Origin of the sequence: Methanoregula sp., from assembly GCF_049686655.1 — an archaeon.
Classification (GTDB): Archaea; Halobacteriota; Methanomicrobia; order Methanomicrobiales; family Methanospirillaceae; genus Methanoregula.
In genome coordinates, this window is the sequence record NZ_JBAVIG010000080.1 from 20,141 (window position 1) to 37,846 (window position 17,706).

General features: G+C 53.6%; 19 protein-coding genes and 1 pseudogene. 15 read left to right on the top strand and 5 right to left on the bottom strand.

Features of this window, described 5'->3' with window-relative positions:
• Positions 1-77: 77 nt before the first annotated feature.
• The 9 genes from WBL42_RS12265 to WBL42_RS12305 are packed head-to-tail and all read left to right on the top strand — an operon-like array spanning position 78 to position 8,740.
• Positions 78-1,034 (top strand): tRNA(Ile2) 2-agmatinylcytidine synthetase, encoded by a 957-nt coding sequence (locus WBL42_RS12265; protein ID WP_424721569.1) that lies wholly within the window; start codon positions 78-80, stop codon positions 1,032-1,034.
• Complete coding sequence (gene mmp11 / locus WBL42_RS12270; RefSeq protein WP_424721570.1) at positions 1,018-1,914, top strand: methanogenesis marker protein 11; 897 nt, start codon at positions 1,018-1,020, stop codon at positions 1,912-1,914. The genes WBL42_RS12265 and mmp11 overlap by 17 nt, the downstream gene beginning before the upstream one ends.
• Positions 1,896-2,864 (top strand): radical SAM protein, encoded by a 969-nt coding sequence (locus WBL42_RS12275; protein WP_424721571.1) that lies wholly within the window; start codon positions 1,896-1,898, stop codon positions 2,862-2,864. The genes mmp11 and WBL42_RS12275 overlap by 19 nt, the downstream gene beginning before the upstream one ends.
• Positions 2,861-4,138 carry a thiamine pyrophosphate-dependent enzyme gene (locus WBL42_RS12280; RefSeq protein ID WP_424721572.1) on the top strand — a complete coding sequence of 426 codons (1,278 nt, stop codon included), beginning with the start codon at positions 2,861-2,863 and terminating at the stop codon, positions 4,136-4,138. Before WBL42_RS12275 ends, WBL42_RS12280 begins: the two co-directional genes overlap by 4 nt.
• Complete coding sequence (locus WBL42_RS12285; RefSeq protein WP_424721573.1) at positions 4,119-5,246, top strand: homocitrate synthase family protein; 1,128 nt, start codon at positions 4,119-4,121, stop codon at positions 5,244-5,246. Before WBL42_RS12280 ends, WBL42_RS12285 begins: the two co-directional genes overlap by 20 nt.
• Complete coding sequence (locus WBL42_RS12290; protein WP_424721574.1) at positions 5,243-6,454, top strand: aconitase/3-isopropylmalate dehydratase large subunit family protein; 1,212 nt, start codon at positions 5,243-5,245, stop codon at positions 6,452-6,454. The genes WBL42_RS12285 and WBL42_RS12290 overlap by 4 nt, the downstream gene beginning before the upstream one ends.
• Complete coding sequence (locus tag WBL42_RS12295; protein ID WP_424721575.1) at positions 6,451-6,978, top strand: 3-isopropylmalate dehydratase; 528 nt, start codon at positions 6,451-6,453, stop codon at positions 6,976-6,978. Before WBL42_RS12290 ends, WBL42_RS12295 begins: the two co-directional genes overlap by 4 nt.
• Positions 6,975-7,775, top strand: a complete 801-nt coding sequence (locus WBL42_RS12300; RefSeq protein WP_424721576.1) for a DUF7714 family protein — start codon at positions 6,975-6,977, stop codon at positions 7,773-7,775. Before WBL42_RS12295 ends, WBL42_RS12300 begins: the two co-directional genes overlap by 4 nt.
• A complete protein-coding gene (locus WBL42_RS12305) occupies positions 7,772-8,740 on the top strand; it encodes an isocitrate/isopropylmalate dehydrogenase family protein (protein ID WP_424721577.1) in 969 nt (322 codons plus the stop codon). The genes WBL42_RS12300 and WBL42_RS12305 overlap by 4 nt, the downstream gene beginning before the upstream one ends.
• Before the next feature lie 38 nt (positions 8,741-8,778).
• Here the strand turns inward: WBL42_RS12305 and WBL42_RS12310 are convergent, their stop codons facing one another.
• A complete protein-coding gene (locus WBL42_RS12310; protein ID WP_424721578.1) occupies positions 8,779-9,168 on the bottom strand; it encodes a hypothetical protein in 390 nt (129 codons plus the stop codon).
• Positions 9,169-9,550: 382 nt separating this feature from the next.
• On the opposite strand from WBL42_RS12310, the gene WBL42_RS12315 reads away from it, so the two are divergent.
• The 4 genes from WBL42_RS12315 (at position 9,551) to WBL42_RS12330 (ending at position 11,555) form a co-directional block, all read left to right on the top strand.
• Entirely contained in the window at positions 9,551-9,820 is a 270-nt protein-coding gene (locus tag WBL42_RS12315; protein WP_424721579.1) for a DUF5698 domain-containing protein, read from the top strand.
• A gap of 427 nt (positions 9,821-10,247) precedes the next feature.
• Positions 10,248-10,634 (top strand): peptide-methionine (R)-S-oxide reductase MsrB, encoded by a 387-nt coding sequence (msrB, locus tag WBL42_RS12320; protein WP_424721580.1) that lies wholly within the window; start codon positions 10,248-10,250, stop codon positions 10,632-10,634.
• A gap of 125 nt (positions 10,635-10,759) precedes the next feature.
• Entirely contained in the window at positions 10,760-10,915 is a 156-nt protein-coding gene (locus WBL42_RS12325; RefSeq protein WP_424721581.1) for a hypothetical protein, read from the top strand.
• A 76-nt stretch (positions 10,916-10,991) separates the two neighbouring features.
• The gene (locus WBL42_RS12330) at positions 10,992-11,555 is read left to right on the top strand and encodes a ribonuclease III domain-containing protein (protein WP_424721582.1); all 564 of its coding nucleotides are present in this window, start codon (positions 10,992-10,994) and stop codon (positions 11,553-11,555) included.
• Here the strand turns inward: WBL42_RS12330 and WBL42_RS12335 are convergent.
• Positions 11,503-12,432 (bottom strand): annotated as a pseudogene (locus tag WBL42_RS12335) (CorA family divalent cation transporter). The gene WBL42_RS12330 and the pseudogene WBL42_RS12335 overlap by 53 nt on opposite strands.
• Positions 12,433-12,707: 275 nt before the next feature.
• Between WBL42_RS12335 and WBL42_RS12340 the strand changes: the two are divergent.
• Positions 12,708-13,313, top strand: a complete 606-nt coding sequence (locus WBL42_RS12340) for a YbhB/YbcL family Raf kinase inhibitor-like protein (protein ID WP_424721583.1) — start codon at positions 12,708-12,710, stop codon at positions 13,311-13,313.
• Here WBL42_RS12340 and WBL42_RS12345 read toward each other — a convergent pair.
• Entirely contained in the window at positions 13,303-14,532 is a 1,230-nt protein-coding gene (locus tag WBL42_RS12345) for an MFS transporter (RefSeq protein WP_424721584.1), read from the bottom strand. The genes WBL42_RS12340 and WBL42_RS12345 overlap by 11 nt on opposite strands.
• Positions 14,533-14,634: 102 nt before the next feature.
• Here WBL42_RS12345 and WBL42_RS12350 point away from each other — a divergent pair, with 102 nt between their 5' ends.
• Positions 14,635-15,369 (top strand): hypothetical protein, encoded by a 735-nt coding sequence (locus WBL42_RS12350; protein WP_424721585.1) that lies wholly within the window; start codon positions 14,635-14,637, stop codon positions 15,367-15,369.
• 281 nt (positions 15,370-15,650) lie between these two features.
• On the opposite strand, the gene WBL42_RS12355 is transcribed toward WBL42_RS12350, so the two are convergent.
• Positions 15,651-16,739 (bottom strand): ABC transporter permease, encoded by a 1,089-nt coding sequence (locus tag WBL42_RS12355; RefSeq protein ID WP_424721586.1) that lies wholly within the window; start codon positions 16,737-16,739, stop codon positions 15,651-15,653.
• A complete protein-coding gene (locus tag WBL42_RS12360) occupies positions 16,736-17,704 on the bottom strand; it encodes an ATP-binding cassette domain-containing protein (protein WP_424721587.1) in 969 nt (322 codons plus the stop codon). Before WBL42_RS12360 ends, WBL42_RS12355 begins: the two co-directional genes overlap by 4 nt.
• Positions 17,705-17,706: the final 2 nt, after the last annotated feature.

A 17,706-nucleotide genomic window follows, 5' to 3' on the forward strand; every position in this document is an offset into this window, starting at 1 on the left:
TGAAATTTTGAGGAGGATCGATCGTTATATATACAGTTATTGCCGATTCTTTTGTTAACGAAATTTTCGGCGATAATATGATAACGCTCACACCCGACGAGGCAAAACAGCGGTTCGGGCCGCTTTTTGCACAGAAATTCCTGGTGATGGTGGACGAATGTACGGCAAGGGCTGAGATTATTGAGCAGTGCCGGGCACGGGGAACAATTGAATGGGACGCAATGAACCGGCGAAGGGCCGGTGGTGCCTTGACGTCCTGTTCTGTTGAAGGGACATCAATGGTAGTCAGCGCGAAACTTGGCCGGTATCCTGTCAATTTCGGCGCAGCTGCCGGAGATATCGGAGGGCAGGCTCTGGAATCAGTGGAAATCAACGGTAGTGAGGTTATCACTTCGTGGGCCGGAATTGCCGGGGCAGGTGTGGGTGTTGCTGCATGCCTTCCCCAAGCGTTGGGTGTAATTCGTGCAGAATATCCCACAGAGGATGATCTCAAAATTGGTGGGGCACATACTAACCGGGTCAGGATAGTTTCGCCAAAGTATGAAAAAGTCTGCATAGGGATCGATGACACCGATACGAAAACGGAAGGGGCGACATGGGTATTGGCGCTGAAATGCGCAGAATCCTGTCAAATCGAAGGCGTTGAATTTCTGAATATGCGTCTTGTCCAGCTCAATCCGGCGGTCCCTCACAAGACCACAAACTGTGTCAGTTCGGCTCTCAATTTTGCAGTAAAACCGGAAAAGATCCCGGTTCTTTTGGAATTTGTCCGATCATTCGTCGATAAAAATACGGTATCCCGCGATACCGGTATCGCATATTACCGGGGTATCGGTTTTCCATCGGAATCGCCTGCATCTGTTTCGGTAAAGACCACGATCATGACTCTTTCCGAAGCGGAAAAAGCGGCAAAGGAAATCGGTATAGGGTTTATCGACGGGAACGCACGAAAAGGACGGATCGGTGCACTGGGAGCTGTGCTCTGGGGCAACATGGGTATCGAAGCGGCGGGACTTTATGGGGAACATCTCTGAACCTTACGTGATCCATTACCCGAAGATCGTTGCCGTGGCGGATGCAACCGGGAGCCAGGTTGATCTTGTGGAATTTTTTGATTGTGTCGGTGGTGCCATGTGGACAAAACGCCATTATGCACAAAGCCCTCTCGTCAATAAAGTCTGCTGTGTCGGTCCCACCATGCGGTATTCCCTGAAGACCGGCTCTGTGGACCTCGCCCTTGAAGGCTCCCGGTTTCCTGCGGGAATTTCAGGATGCACGGTGGATCGGTCCGAGATTGCCATAACCTACATAGGTATGGGTGGCGGCGGCGTGGGAGCCGCAGCCTGTCGGTCAGATGCTGGCGGTGTCCTGAGGAGCCGCAGCGATCCAGCCGGGGGAGGAAAAGTAGCAGGCGCAACGATCTGGCTGCCACGGCGCCAGCGTGTCCTGATTGGTGTTGACGACACCGATACGCCGGAAGAAGGGGCGACCTGGACGCTTGTCCATAACATCGCAAAAGCCGTTGAGGACGACAGATCGATATACTTGTCTCATACGATTGTCCAGCTCTTCCCTGTCCCCTACCGGACCAAGAACTGTGTAAGTCTCGTCGTGGAATTTGCCACCAGTGACCCGGAGGGTCTTATTGGCAGGTTCCACAATCTTCTGGAGCGGTACACTCTCTCGACAAAGACCGGCATGGCGGTATATACCGGGTTTACACCCTCTGCATTATTGCTGTCCTTCGGGAGGAGCGTGAAGCGGGGTGAAGTTGAGCCGGTTTTGCTCGACACTGTCATTGACGAAGATCTCAGAATCATCATGAATGGACGGGGGATAACAGGAGCAGTTGCTGCAATTCCATTTTATACGGATTACGAAGAGGCGCTTGAATTATGCAATGGAAAGAACTGAAAGCCCGGCTGCTTGAAGCCGGGTCAGCCCGGCTGACCGGAGAACCTGCAGACCGGTTCATTGCAAAGTCGGCTGCAGGACCCGGTGCCGGTGGGAGTGGATCGATCTTCTTCGCTATGGGCAGCCACAGGGTCAAGCTGGCTCTCAACCCGACGAGCACTATCGAGATTGCTCACCGGGGTAACGGCACTGCCCAGCTCTATTTTGACGGACATCTCATCATGGGGCGTCTCCTTGAACCCGGGTTCCACTGTCCGGACCAGGCCTTCATCACGGTCACGGGGAGCTGCATCTTCAGGTGCCGGTACTGTACTGTACCGAAGCTCGGTGGAAGAAGGAAGAGCATTGAAGAGATCGTAGGGATGGTTGATTCTGTGCGTAACCGGATTCACGCCATCTCTATAACAAGTGGAGTGCTTTCCACTATTGAAGAGGAGGAAGCTTATGTGCTTGCGGTAGTGAAACGCCTCACCTCTTTTGACCTCCCGATTGGCGTCTCCATTTACCCCACGGAAACTACACCCGATCGTCTTAGGGAACTTGGTGTTGTAGAAGTGAAGTTCAATCTTGAGTCAGCGACACAGGAATTGTTTCAGAATGTATGCCCCGGGCTCGATTATGACGGGATATGGAAAGCACTTGATCGGTCGGTAGAACTCTTTGGAAAGGGGCATGTCTTTTCCAATGTGATCATTGGCCTTGGGGAGACCGATGAGGAGCTTGAATCCTGCATCCGGAGACTGGTATCCCACGGCATAATCCCCGTGCTCCGCCCCCTTAACCCGGTTGCAGAGTTTACCGGAAAACCCCGGCCATCGGCTGAACGGCTCGGGAAATTGTTTGCCCTGCAGACGGAGGCGCTTACAAAATCAGGTCTCGATGCGAAGCAGGCCCTCACCATGTGCACCAACTGTGCAGGCTGCGATCTCGTGCCCGGGAGAGACGAATGAAGGGTATCGATGTACTTGCAGAATCACTGAAATCCTGCACCGACCGGCATTATACCGTGCCGGGATTTCCGATCACGGAACTTGGCGGGCTCGTGAACGCTGAAATGGTCATCAACGAGAAGACCGCCCTTGAATATGCCCTCGGGGACTCGCTATCAGGGAAACGGGCTGCAGTAATTATCAAGAATGTAGGCCTGAATGCATGTGCCGATCCCCTGCTCCAGGCTACGGCACAGGGCATCATCGGCGGTGTAGTCATTGTTGCCGGAGATGATCCGGATGCCCAAGGTTCCCAGATTGCCCAGGACTCCCGGTATTATGGTGAGCTTGCGGAACTCCCGGTTATAGAACCGGGCAAGGCAACCTGTGCCCGTGCAGTTGAGGCAGCTCTTGAGGCCTCCGAGAGATTCTCCCGTGTGGCGATCCTGCGCCTGACTCCCCGGATTCTTGATGATGAGGTGGTTCCGGAACAGCGTCCTGTCCCACGCTCCTCCGGGAAAGGGCGCCTCTCTGAGCGGACCTGGACCATGAACGGCCGGGTAACTGCTGCAGAGGAATTATACCGGAGCATGTTTGAGTGGTCTGATTCGTCCCCCCTGAACCAGTGGGCCGGAGAGCCGGCAGGGACCGGCGCCGAACCGGGAAAAACCCGGATCGTAACCGTCCACCCGCTGCCACGGCAGGCAGCCGTCATTCGCGAAATCCGCGAATACGGGAGAACTTTTGTCCGTGATCACCGGGGCCTCCAGCCGCCGGTTCCGCAGGAGCGTCCAGAAGCAATGGAAGACCGGGGATATTACCGCACGTTCTGCAGTGAATGTCCTTTCAAGCTGATGATGGACATTCTCAAGGACCGGAATATGCCCATGATCTGCGATGCAGGTTGCTCGGTCCTTGGCATGACACCGCCATATGAGCTGGGCGTTGCCAGTTACGGGATGGGCGCAAGCATCGCGGTTGCTGCACGAAGTACGAATCTTGCCCTTATCGGTGACTATGCCCTGCTCCATTCCGGCCTGAACGCTCTGATCGATGTATATGAGAAGCACCTGCCTCTTCTCTGCATAGTCATGAAGAACAACTGTACGGCAATGACCGGGAAACAACCTACCTATGATCCGGTTCCCTGCCTGTCGTGGGCAAATCCGGCAATATGCGGGGCTGATGACCGGAAGACGCTGGAGAAGGAACTGGTCCTGAGTGATCGGCCGAGAACGATTGTGATTGAAGGTAACTGTCCGGAGGGAAGCAGGCATGAAACCATTGAATATTGAGATCTGTGACGTGACACTCAGAGACGGGGAACAGACTCCCGGTGTGTCGTTCTCCTGCCAGGAGAAAGTAGAGATAGCGACCACGCTGGACGAGATCGGTATCGAAGTTATCGAGGCCGGCTTCCCTGCCGTGTCGGTGAACGAGAAACAGTGCGTGAAGACGATTGCAAATCTTGGTCTTGACGCCCGGATCTGCGGATTCTCCCGGGCACGCGAAGCTGATATCCTGACTGCAATCGACTGCAATGTTGACATGGTGAGTATCTTTATTCCCACCTCTGAACTGCACGTGCAGCTCAAATTCAGAAAGCCCCGGGAAGAAGTGCTTGCTGACTCCCTGAATATGATCGACTTTGCCCGGGATCATGGTGTACAGGTAAGGTTTGCAGCCGAGGATGCGTCCCGGACTGATCTCCCATTCCTGAAAGAAGTCTACCGGCAGGCTGCTGATCACGGTGCGGTCCTGCTCAGTTTTGCCGATACGGTGGGGTGTCTCATTCCCTCTGAAATGAACCGTATCATGTCAGACCTCGTAGCCTCGGTCGATCGCCCGTTCTGCGCCCACTGCCACAACGATATGGGTTGTGCGGTGGCAAACACTATTACCGCTGCCGAGGCCGGGGCCTTCCAGCTCCATACTACCGTGAACGGAATCGGGGAACGGTCAGGCAACGCATCACTAGAGGAACTTCTCGTTGTCCTGCGTATGAAGAAAGGTATCGACAGGTACGATCTCAGTCAGCTCAACCGTCTCTCTCACATGGTCGAAAAATATTCCGGCGTTGCACTGCCAAGAAACAAGCCTGTCACCGGGGAGCTCGCGTTCTCTCATGAGAGCGGCATCCATATTGCCGCTATTCTTGAAGATCCGTCGACCTATGAATATTTCCCCCCAGACCTTGTGGGGGGAGAGCGGCATTTCATCCTCGGGAAACACACCGGGAAAAAAGCACTTGAGCACGTCGTGGCCTCTCTTGGCTGCGAGCTCACAGATAAGCAGATCTGCCGGGTGCTTGACCTGGTTAAGGACCATTCAGAACACAAGTGCAACATCACCCCGGATGTCCTCCGGAAACTGATCAAAAAGGCAAAGGAGACACCCCAATGAGTACCTTGTCCGAACGAATCCTTGGCGCCCCTTCAGGGGATTACGTTGACCGGAAAGTGGACCGGGCCTATGCCCACGATGGGACTGGCGTCCTTGCCCTTGAAGCCTGGAAGTGCATGGGAGCGGACAGGCTATCAGACAAGACCGAATTCTCGATCCTTTTCGATCACATCGTCCCGGCAAATAATGGTACGACAGCGAATCTCCAGCATGAGCTGCGGGAGTTTGCAAGGAGTTCCTTTATGCATTTTGCGGATATCGGCTGCGGGATCTGTCATCAGCTGATGAGTGAAGGTGTAGTACAGCCGGGGGAGATCGTGATCGGTGCTGATTCACACAGCGTGACGCTCGGGGCGCTTGGAGCTTTTGCAACCGGTGTCGGAGCAACGGATATGGCCGCGATCTGGCTTACCGGTGAGACCTGGTTTCGGGTGCCGGAGTCGGTTGGCATCCACCTGTCCGGGCAATTCTCCGGTGCTGCCGAGGCAAAGGATCTCGCGCTTACGTATGTGGGAAAACTGGGCACGGATGGTGCGACTTATCAGGCACTGGAATTTATTGGTGACGGCATGAGGCATCTCTCGATGGATGAGCGGCTTGTCCTCTCTAACCTCTCGGTGGAAGCGGGCGCAAAAGCCGGGCTTTGCTATGCGGATGAGATTACCGTGCGGTATCTCAAGGAGCGGGGGCACGCGGCCAAACCGCAGATACCGGAACCATGCACGTATGTACAGGAACTTGATCTCGATCTCTCTGATATAATACCCCTTGTGGCTGTGCCTCACCGTGTGGACACTGTCAGACCCGTGCAGGATCTGGCGGGCCTTCCCATAGACCAGGTGTTTATAGGTACATGTACCAACGGGCGGTATTCAGACCTGGCACGGTTTGCCCGGATCGTGAAAGGGAAAAAAGTAAACGTCAGGACGATCGTGATCCCGGCATCCGCCGAAATTCTCGAAAGAACGATCCGGACCGGTGTGCTTGCCGACATCATTGAAGCCGGCTGCACCATAGGGACGCCCGGATGTGGTCCCTGTATCGGGTACCATATGGGTGTTCTCGGTGAAGGGGAAGTCTGCATCTCGACTGCGAACCGGAACTTCAAGAACCGTATGGGTGTCGGCGGGGAGATCTACCTCTCATCAGTTGCCACAGCCGCTGCCAGTGCACTTGAAGGTGAGATTGCCGTGCCGGAGGCGGCATGATGCAGAAGATACCGGAGGCCCGCCTGACAGCGGATCCCGTGTCAGGGACCCCCGGAAAGAACACGGGACATGCTGTATGCCTTCCTGCCGATATCGACACCGATGTCGTAATTGCCGGCCGGTATCTCAGAACAAAGGATCGGAGCATATGGGGTGCACATGTCTTCGAGGATCTCGATCCCGGACTCGCCCCGCGACTCAGAGGATCTGTGATCGTGGCAGGCAAGAACTTCGGGTGCGGCTCTTCCCGTGAGCAGGCCGCGATCGCGATCAAAGAGGCTGGTGTTGTCGCTGTGATTGCGCCGTCGTTCGCCCGGATATTTTTCCGGAACGCGATCAACATCGGCCTCCCGCTCATTGAATGCGATATTACCTGTACGGATGGCAGTTCCGTTGCTTTCAGTCTGGCGGAAGGGTGGATAGAGACCTCGGGAAAACGCCATGAAATCCGGCCTCTTTCACTACGGATGCAGGAGATCCTTGCAGCGGGCGGGCTGGTGGAGTACTGGAGAAACCACAAATGATCTTTCCCGAACATTGCAAGTATATCGGCCGCGCCTCAACAAAACCTTGCGGGGACCGGGTCTACGCCCTGAGCCGGTACCTGCTAAGGGACACACCCGAAGGACTTGAACTTATCGAGATTGCGTTCGATCCATTTCAGAAGACCGTTATGAAGGATATCTCCCGTTCGTGTGTCCTTGCATCTCCTCAGGAAATATTCATCTATCCGGAAAAAGTCCAGCTCAACGACCGCACGCGTCTTGTACGGCTCGCCCTTGAGAGCGGGTACCGCTGCACTGTTTTCACCGGCCTTGAAGAGAATATGACCTTCGTTCTTGATCCAGACATGTCCGGTTTTCTTACGGTTCATGTCTATGATGTCATCCCCCCGAGACCAACCATTTCGGCAAGTATCATGGAGCTTGAGAGGATAGGGTACTTTGGTGATCAATCGATTCTTTTCGATCATCATGTCCGGGACATATCGCAGATAACGGCAGATGTTTTTCCCTGCAGGGCCGCCGGGTATAAGCGCACGCTCGATGCGGATCCTATGATGGGAGGTGAACGCGTTGCCGGGTGCCTCACAGCGGTGCAGTTGTATACAGAATGCTATGGGAACAATTTCGAACTGGTGAATATCTGCCCGCTGGATCAGATACGGGAGGAGCCGTTCATCGCCCGGTGCTGCAGGGCTGAGCGGGAAGGGACAGGGACCTGGAACGGGAAGTTCGGGGCAATCGTCCACTGGGGTGCGGGCCCGGCAAAGATTGCGTGGTCGGTGAATGAAGTGGTCCGGCAGTGGAGGAACCGATGACAACAATTGCGGTTGTTGAAGGTGATGGGATCGGGCACGAGGTGATCCCGATCGCGCGGAAGGTTCTTGAGGCCCTGCATCCGGAGTTCGAGTTTTTCCCGGTGGATGTGGGATACGGGATGTGGGAGCGGACCGGCTGCCCGTGTGCGGACAAGGAAATCAATGCACTGAAGACCGCTGATGCGATCCTGTTCGGGGCAATCACGACACCGCCTATGAAAGATTACCAGAGCGTGGTGCTGCGGATAAGGAAGGCCCTCGATCTCTATGCGAACCTCCGCCCGGTTAAAGCAGAAGGTTTCGATATCTTGATCGTGCGGGAGAATACGGAAGGACTCTATTCCGGTATTGAAGAGTCCGGCCCGGACCGGGCTACTACGCTCCGGGTCGTGACCCGGAAAGGGTCTGAACGGATCGTCCGGTCAGCAATACGGCTTACACAAAGGCGCAGCGGCCGGCTCACGATCGGACACAAGGCAAACGTACTCAAATCAGACGTCTTATTCCGGGACATATGCCTGCACGAAGCCAGAGTTGCCGGAGTTACCTTCAATGACAAATATATCGATGCGCTTGCGCTCGATCTCCTCCAGCACCCGGCTTTGTATGACGTGGTCGTGACCACCAATATTTTCGGCGATATCCTTTCCGACGTAGCCTCCTACCTTGTTGGCGGTCTCGGGCTTACCCCTAGTGCGAATATCGGTGACCGGTATGCACTCTTTGAGCCCGTGCACGGGAGCGCCCCCGATATTGCGGGCCGGAATATCGCCAACCCCATTGCTGCGATACGGAGCGCTGCGATGCTCCTCGACTACCTGGGGGATCGGGATGGTGCTTCCGGGGTGGAGATCGCGATTGGTACTGTAATTTCACAGGGTATCCTGACCCCTGACCTTGGCGGATCGGCAGGAACCCGGGAGTTCGGGAAGGCAGTCATCAGGAGCCTCATAAAGAATCGCTAAACTCCCGCAATACCCGGGGATTTCTCGCTATTTAAAACTCAGAAAACTGTATTTTCCCTATCAGATATAACCTCATACGTATAGGTGTACTCACAGTTAAGGCCAGCGAATTCCGAGAAGGAGAACCGCTCGGTCTTCCGCTCGAGAGGGGTAATGGAGGGAATGGTCACATCCTGTGCCTGCGTGTGGCAATACATGGTTGTCGGGACCAGATCGAACCTGACGTCAACATTATTGAACGTCTGGTTCGTAGGGTTCTGTATCCGGAAATTTACCGTGTACACATCGAAATCCCCTACCTGGACAGGAGTGATATCCTCGATGTCTGTGCCTGTCACACGGATTGATGGGTTGGGGGCTTTCGAGACACAGCCCGCTCCGAATAACGCAATGAGCACGAGGAGCAGGAGAAGGCAGGTGATTTTCATAGATCTTTGCTAAGATCATGTTGCGCATCTTTGCACATTAATCTGTTTTAAGACCAGAACAACGATGACGTTTCCGGAAAATCAGAAAATACCGGGGGCAGCCCAATCTGTTATCCGGTTCACCGTTTTCATCCCCCCCACTACATGAATAACGGGAACCTCCAAAGGTGATACTGCGGATCGCGATTGACAGGAGGATCCCGGTACCAGAGATGGCGAGGATTTCCTGGTCGTTCCCAGATCTCACGCTTGAACCGAATTGCCCTGAAGGCTGCTCTTACACTAAAAAAACGTTTCACGCGCATTCCACAATTTTTTCAAAACCGGCCGGTTTGATTATGGTACCGGGAAGTGAGTGCCCATAGCACCGGAAATTTTTGGTTTGATCGCCTTTATACCCATAGTTATTCTGATCGCCCGGATTGGTGAGGCCGCCCTCGAAACGATCCGCACGATCTACATCAGCAAGGGACACGCGAATCTTGCCGCGTGCGTAGGGATTATAAAAACCGGTATCAGGCTTATCTCGACAGGGCTTGTACTCACAAACCTCCCGGATTACTGGAATCTATTTGCCTATCTCGCAGGGTATGGCCTCGGAACCCTCGCAGGTATGCAGATTGAGAACATAATTTCAATCGGTTATGTGTGATCGTCCGCCTCATCACGCCCGGCGACCCCCAGCCGATTGTGTTATCGCTCTCCACGCTGGGGTACGGGATGACACGGATTGGGAGCCAGGGCAGTTTCTCCCATACAGTAAATTTTTATGATTGTCCTGAGAACAGAACTTTCACGACTGTTTGGAATCCTGTCAAGAGAGTACCCTGATATCCTGTACACGATTGAGGATGTCCGCAATATCAAGGACGGTGCCAGGATTTTCTATAAGGATCCAAGGCGACGGATCCTTGGTTTTTTCGGATTGTAACTTTTTTTAATGCCGTGAAACAAAGCTCTATCCACCGGCCCTGCCATGAATCATTCAGGAATGATTAACCGTGAACCCCGGACCGAAGTCAAGAGACCTGATTCCGATCTTTAATGTTAAGACCGGTCGTGTCGAAAATGTTCCTCCCGTGATAAAGAGTGAAACTGAATGGAAATCACTTCTTACTCCGGAACAGTTTGAGGTGGCCCGGAACAAAGGAACGGAATATGCGTTTACCGGTAAATACCATGCCTGCAAAGAACCCGGGATCTACACATGTGCCTGTTGCGGCACCGATCTCTTCGACTCGGAAACCAAGTTTGATTCAGGTACCGGCTGGCCGAGTTTTTTCGCACCTGTCTCGGAACATAATATTCTCTTCCACCAGGACAGGACCGGCGGGATGGTGCGGACGGAGGTGCTCTGCGCCCGGTGCCAGGCTCATCTTGGCCATGTTTTCGATGACGGTCCTGCCCCTACCGGTAAACGGTACTGTATGAATTCGGCGGCTCTCACACTCAGGAAAACTGCCTGACCGTGGGGCTTTCAGGCCCTTTCTTCATGTGGTCACCCTTGGAGAATGCGACGATGAAATTCCGATGGTGGATTACAGTTCGCAGCGGCCCGGGAAACGGACTGGCGCCCCTGCAGAGCACATCGATGCCGAAGATTTCGAACAGGTCATTTCCGACATGCGGCCCGGTGATCTCGGGCCTGATGCTGGAGATCAAGGACAAGGAGAAAAGTGCCCACGAGGCTCTTGCTGCTGCACAGCACGATCCGAGGCTGGTAACCGGGATAACGCCGGACTTTTAATGGCATCCGGTTTTTAGGCCAGACCCCGGTTATTGGTGCTCTTTATTAATCCTGACACTGAACGGTTTATCAGACAATGGATCCAGTTGATATTTCAGAGATCGAACAGATTATCGGGTATCACTTCTTCGAAAAGCAGCACCTGATCCGGGCGCTCACCCACCCGGCGTATGCCAACGAGATGCTCCAGCAGAATAAACGGTGCATGGACCAGATGGCCTACAGTACGCTGGGAGACGCGGTACTTAAGACAGGTCTGATCCTCTTCCTGATGGAAAAAGGTATCCAGAGTAAAGGGCAGATCACCCAGGAGAAAGAACGACTCGAGGATAATCCGACCCTTGCAAATGTTGCGCGACGTATGCATATCAGAAAATATATACGGCTCGGACGCGGGGAGAAGGGACTGTGGAGAGACGGAGAAGAGACGATCCTCGCCGATACGATGGAAGCCCTTATCGGCGCGATCTTCCTCGACAGCGATGCCGCACTGGGTGTTGTGAAACAATGTATTGAGGCATGGTTCGAACCGGAGCTGAAACGGGTAAAAAAGGAGATAATTGTGGAGAAGACCAAAAAGCGTGTCTTCAATCCTCTTCTTTCTTCTTCCAGACGTGGACAACCCAAAGGAAGGAAGTGAGCGTAGCCACGAGTGTCGAGACGATCAGGAGCGGGACGTACCACCACTGTTGCGCCATCGTTCCCTCCATTACGCCGCTTCCCGCGATCGTTGCGATCGTATTCGGTACCAGGAATGCCGTACCGAGAACTGTTAAGTGGGCTGTTACCAGAGCGAACCGGTTATTGAGGTTCTGGAGCTGGTTGTTGTAAATGCTCTGCATTACTTCGAGGCCGGATGCAAGCACATTGGACATCTGTTCGGTCAGCTCAATGTGGCGGTCGATGTTGTCCGAGAGAATGCCAACTCTCCCGAGCAGTTTCTCATCATTAGTAATCAGGTCGGCGTCGCCGTACCGCAGCGAGTCCATTACGTCTTTGGTCGCCCAGAGCACGTTTAAGTAATCGATCAGGACGTGTTTCATCCGGTATATGTCGTGCGCTATCTTTTTCTTGGCAACATCCTCCTCGATCAGGGATTTATTGATCGTATCCCCATGCATCTCGATCTCACGCAGGTATTCGAAGTTACGATCATTGTTTTCATCGATGATCCGTTCGAGCGTCATAGTGATCTTATCGGGAGTATTCTCCCCGGCAATTCGCTTGAAGAACGGCTATGCATACCGTGAGAATCGCAGCAGCCGGTTGATCTCCTCGGAATGAACGGTAAGGACAAGGTTTTCCCTGATGAGGATAAAGAGCGGGTGGACCGTCATCTTCTCTCCTTTAACGGTCACGGATGGGAGCATGATGCCAAGTTCCGTATCATAATCCTCGTATGCCGAGTAAAAACCATGAGATAGCTTGGGGATAGGGACTTTTGAAAACCCGGCAAGCTGGGCGATCCGTTCGATCTCCCTGTCGTCGTCAATGGTACTGCAGTCGATCCAGGCAATACTCGCTCCCTGGACTGCGGTAACATATTCTTCTACCGTACAGTCTGCAAGGCGTTAAATCCGGCCGTCCTGATAAAGCAGGATACAAAAACTGAGGGGAAGCGGAGAAACCGGAGTAGTTGTCTGCGGCGTGCTTTACATTTTCATCAATGAGCCTCAGTGAGTAGTTTCCGGCATTATTCTGATTGTACGAGCTATTGATGCCACGTAAATAGATAGCCAATGGAGAGCCGGATCATCGTCATGCTTATGTATTTACGTAGCCTCTCCCGGGTATGCATTTACTGTCGTTCCTTGTTCCGTGTCTCCTCCTGATCCTGGTTACCGGTATCACGGGATGTTCTGCACCGGGTTCATCATCTGCCCCGGTACCCGTCTCCGTTGGATCTCCCTCCCTTACTGCATCCCCGGCAGGATCAGCCGGTTCATTAACACTGCAGGTTGGTTCGCTCACTCCAGGGTCCTTGGTGCCAGCAATCAGTACCTGTACGGGGGCAAATGAATCTCCCTCTGTATCATGGGATATGATCCCGGGAGGCACGAAAAGTCTTGTGCTGATCCTCGATGATCCCGATGCGCCGGCCGGCACCTTCACTCACTGGATTGTATACAATATCCCTCCTGTTGCCGGGGGATTCAGTGCCGGGATACCGGACAAGAATGTTCCGGATAACGGTGCACAGGTCGGGAACAACAGTGCCGGCTCACGGGGATATTATCCCCCATGTCCCCCGATCGGATCAACCCACCGGTATGTGTTCAGATTGTACGCCGTTGACATGGATATTACCCAGCCGATTGCAAACCGCGAATCGGTTGATGGGGCCCTTTCAGGTCATACGATAGCAGAGACCGAATTTGTTACCTACTTCAGGCGCTGATTTTTCCGGAAGATCGTTCTCTTACCGAGACAGCAAAAAAACCGGCGATCACAATCGCAAGAATGAAGCTGGCAAGGAAACCGGATGAATAACCTGCGGCTGTTATGATGATTCCGGTCACGAGTGGTCCTGCAGACTGGCCGATGTCCATGATCGAAGAGAGTGCGCCCATGGACGCACCGATATGTTCTTTTCGTGCTACGTCGGCGATATATGCGCTGGTCGCGACGGTAGAGATTGATATGCCAAGACCAAATACCGAACTCACCAGAAGGAGACTCACAAACGATGAAGCGAATGTGACCATGGCTGTTGCACAACCGGTGATGAGTAGCCCGGCGACAATCTGTACACGTTTATCCACTTTGTCGGCAATCCTTCCGAAGAACGGTTTGGTGGCGGCGATCATGATCACCTGGACTGCAAAGATGATACCGGTCTCATACGGGCTGATACCACGGCCTGAAAGGAAGATAGGCAGGAATGTCTCAAACGCCCCGTATGCGAAATAGGTTGCCATATCGACAAAGGCCGTTCCTCGGAGCCGGGGATTTGAAAAGAATGTAATGAAACTCTCGCGAAACACCGAGAGCGGGAGGATATTAAGTGCCGATGACCGATCTTCGCGGTACATCAGGGTCAGAACAAGGACAGGTACTGCAGCGAGTGCTGCAACGATATACACCATCTGGTACTGGAGGGGGCCCGGGTACATGATGAACAAGGAGAGGATAACACCCCCGGCGAGCGGTGCAATCGTCCTGCCGATTAGGGTTGCTGAGGCGTATTGTCCCAGCATCTCCCCCTTGTTTACAGGGAACCGCTCCGCGATTACTGCAGAGACCACCGGGCCGAGAATTGCCGTTGCCGTACCATGGAAGAACCGGACCGGTATCAGCCAGAGCGGGTCGGTGATGAAGAGATAGGTGAGTGGGGCTGCGAGGAAGACTAATCCCGCACACCCAAGAAGTTTCTTCCTGCCAAGATGATCCGAAAGTACTCCTACCGGGAAGGAGAAGAGGATCCCGGCGAGCGGGGAAAAGGCGGCGATGAGACCGATGATCGAATCGCCAGCCCCGAGGGATTGCGCGAAGAGGGGCAATACCGGGCTCTTCGAAATGGTTGTTGAGAAGATGGCAAAGAACCCCAGCAGGAAGAGATAATAGACGGTCCCGCGGTAAGGCGAAGACGTTTCCATTACCTCCGGAGTACGTGACATGATTCCCTACCGGCATTGGCCGTAGTACTTCATAAGTTGAGCCTGTGGCAACCTCCAAAACATATCATAACCATAATATCGGTTATCGTCCCAATGTCCCCTATGATAAAATCACGTTCCTGTGGAATGATCATGTGTGCGCTGTTCTGTGTAGTGGCATGTATTATGCTGCCAGTTTCTGTTCTCGCATTTTCCCCTGCAAACCCTGCGACACCCACGGCAGCAGCTGCCCAGAATCCCTTTATTTCTGCATCTGCCTCACCTTCACAACCGAACATCGGAGATCCCGTGACGATAAGCGGTGTGGCAACCGGAGGGAACCTTACTGAAGGTGTCCAGATCTGGGTGTTCGCCGGCAATTACATCAATGTCACGACAGTCCCTGTCAATGCTGATGGCACATTCTCAAAAACGTACCAGACTACAGGCCTTCCTCAGGCTACCTATTATGTCATCGTCCAGAGCCCGGGCAATGACGGCATACTGAACATAGTCATGCAGACGACTGGCCAGTATTCAGGTGAGGTTACCAACGCCAAAACCGGCACTGACATCTTCAATTTCACAGGTACTGGGAGCATCCAGGATGCTGCCGCTGCCTCAGCCCTCTCATCTGCCTTCAACCTGCCCGGTGTCGACGATGCGTTCACCAAGTGCACATTCCAGCTGGTTACGCCCGGGACTACCCCCGCATCTGCCACAACGGGAGCTCCCGTAGTAACGACCCTGGCTCCATCGGCACTCCCGACAACTGCGAAATCACCCCTTTCACCACTCACCCTTATCGCGGGAATTGGAATCGCCGGTCTCGTCCTGGCATTGCGTTCACATCCGTAATTACCTTTTTTCCTTTCAGGATCAGCCACCCGTAAAGCCGGGGTCACTCCTTTTACATACACCGTTGACCAGTACAAGAAAACAGGTGAACATTTGATTTGAACGGCACACTTAAGCCACACTGCACCAGGCACTAACGCCGTCCCGGGACCCCCCCGGAACTCACCGGAACCGGTCGTACCCGTGGGATGTGTTCTGGTCCTTGCTATCGTACCTTACGCAATGGAGATGGTTTCAAGGAAACAATCCACTATTTGCGCTCTTTAAAAAATGGGATTTTTCTATTCGAGTGTCCTGCGGTAGGTAACGATCCCGAGGATAAACATCGCACTGGAGAAGATCATCAGTGCGATGAGGTCCATGCCTATCACATCGAGTCCCTGGCCCCTGAGAATAATTCCTCTCAGTGCATCCACCCCATAATATTCCGGGTTGATTACGGTGATCCAGCGGAGCCAGCCCGGCATACCGATAACCGGGTAGAACGCTCCCGAAGTCATAAACAGGACAAGGTTAAGGAATGCGACCGTTGATGCGTATTCCTGCTGGGCAGAAAATCGTGAAGCGAACGAGACGACGAGACTGGTGACCCCGACACAGGCGATCAGGATCACTATCATTACCAGGAGGAAATCCGCGATGCTCTGGATAACGATGCCGGTGATAAGTATATCGATCAGGAAGATGGCAAAGCCTGCAATGAATGCCCTGATGGTTCCGCTCGAAATGATACCCGCAATAATGCTTGTGCGCTGGACGGGTGTGACCAGGTAACCTTCGTGGATCCCGTTCTCGCGGTCCTTGATGAGCGCGATGCCTCCTCCGAACATGGTGGAAGTGAAAATTGCCATCATGATGACACCGACGCCGAAGAACTGGATGTATTTTATGTCGCCGTAGATATTGTCGATCATTACCGGGTTGTCCGCTGCGAGACTGGCGAGGACTCCGTTAAGGGCAGATTCGATGAGCGCCGGTGTGATCGTATCTGAGCTGTCTACATAAAGCCTGATATCACGGTTGCTGGATCCCTCTGCCGGAAATACGATGACGGCAGATACGAGCCCTTTGCCCAGTGCCTGTTTGGCCGCAATCTCATCGGTATATTCGGTAACATCGAGAAGTTTGGGATAATCGTTCTGGGTAATATGGTTGAGCGCAAATGCGGCATTGGTAAAGAGCGGGGTATCGTTATAGGGCGGCCCGTCCTGGACAACTGCCACCGGAATATGACTGATCGTCCCGCCAAACGCGTTTCCGAAAATCACGAGATACATGATAGGCATCGCGAGCGTCATGATAACGACAAACGGGTTGCTTAGGAATTTCTTGAAGTCCCGGCTGAATATCGCCACGGCCCCCCGGATCATGATGGTCGCCCCCGTGCTCCCGGTTTTGCCTCTTCAGTATTGCCTGAATCCAGTTTGCTTCCGGTGAGATAGATGAACACGTCTTCAAGGGAGGGCGAGTGGATCGAGATGGAGTTCATGGGAATGGAATAACCATCAAAGACATTGATAATGGCGGGCAGGACCCTGCTGCCATTCTTTGCGGAGATGTTGAGCGTATTACCTTTGAATTCCGCCGAATTGACCAGCTGGTTACTCCTGACCCCCGGGAGTACACGGTCATCCGTCCTGTCGAGACCGATCTCGATCAGGTCACCTGCCGGGATTAACTGTTTGAGGTTTTCAAGATTATCAAGAGCGATAAGATGTCCCTTGTCGATGAACGCGATCCGGTCGCAGAGCTTTTCTGCCTCGTCCATGTAGTGCGTAGTCAGGATGATCGTTGTTTTTTCCCGATTCAGTTCAGAGATCTGCTGCCAGACTTCGCGACGGGCCTCCGGGTCAAGGCCGATCGTCGGTTCGTCAAGGAAGAGGATCAGCGGGTGGTGAATGAAGGCCCGGACGATCTCCAGTTTTCGTCGCATACCGCCGGAAAACGTCCCCACCCTCATATGGGCGCGGTCGGTCAGTTCCGTCATCGCGAGGAGTTCCCAGATCCTTTTGTCAAGGACCTCGTCCGGGACGTTCACCAGTCTGCCGTAGAAATCGAGATTGTCATATGCGGTAAGTTCTACATCGAGGGTGCTGTTCTGGGGACAGACCCCGATAATGCTGCGGACTTTTTCGGGATGCTGGGTGATCTCATACGTGTCGAGATAGGCTGTCCCGGCAGTAGGCACAAGAAGGGTTGTCAGGATCCGTATCAGGGTGCTCTTCCCGGCCCCGTTCGGCCCGAGAAGACCGAAGATCTCCCCCCGGGTTACCGTGAACGAGACATCGTTGACTGCCGTTACTGTCTTTGTCTTGCTCAGGAAGGTTTTTGTGATGT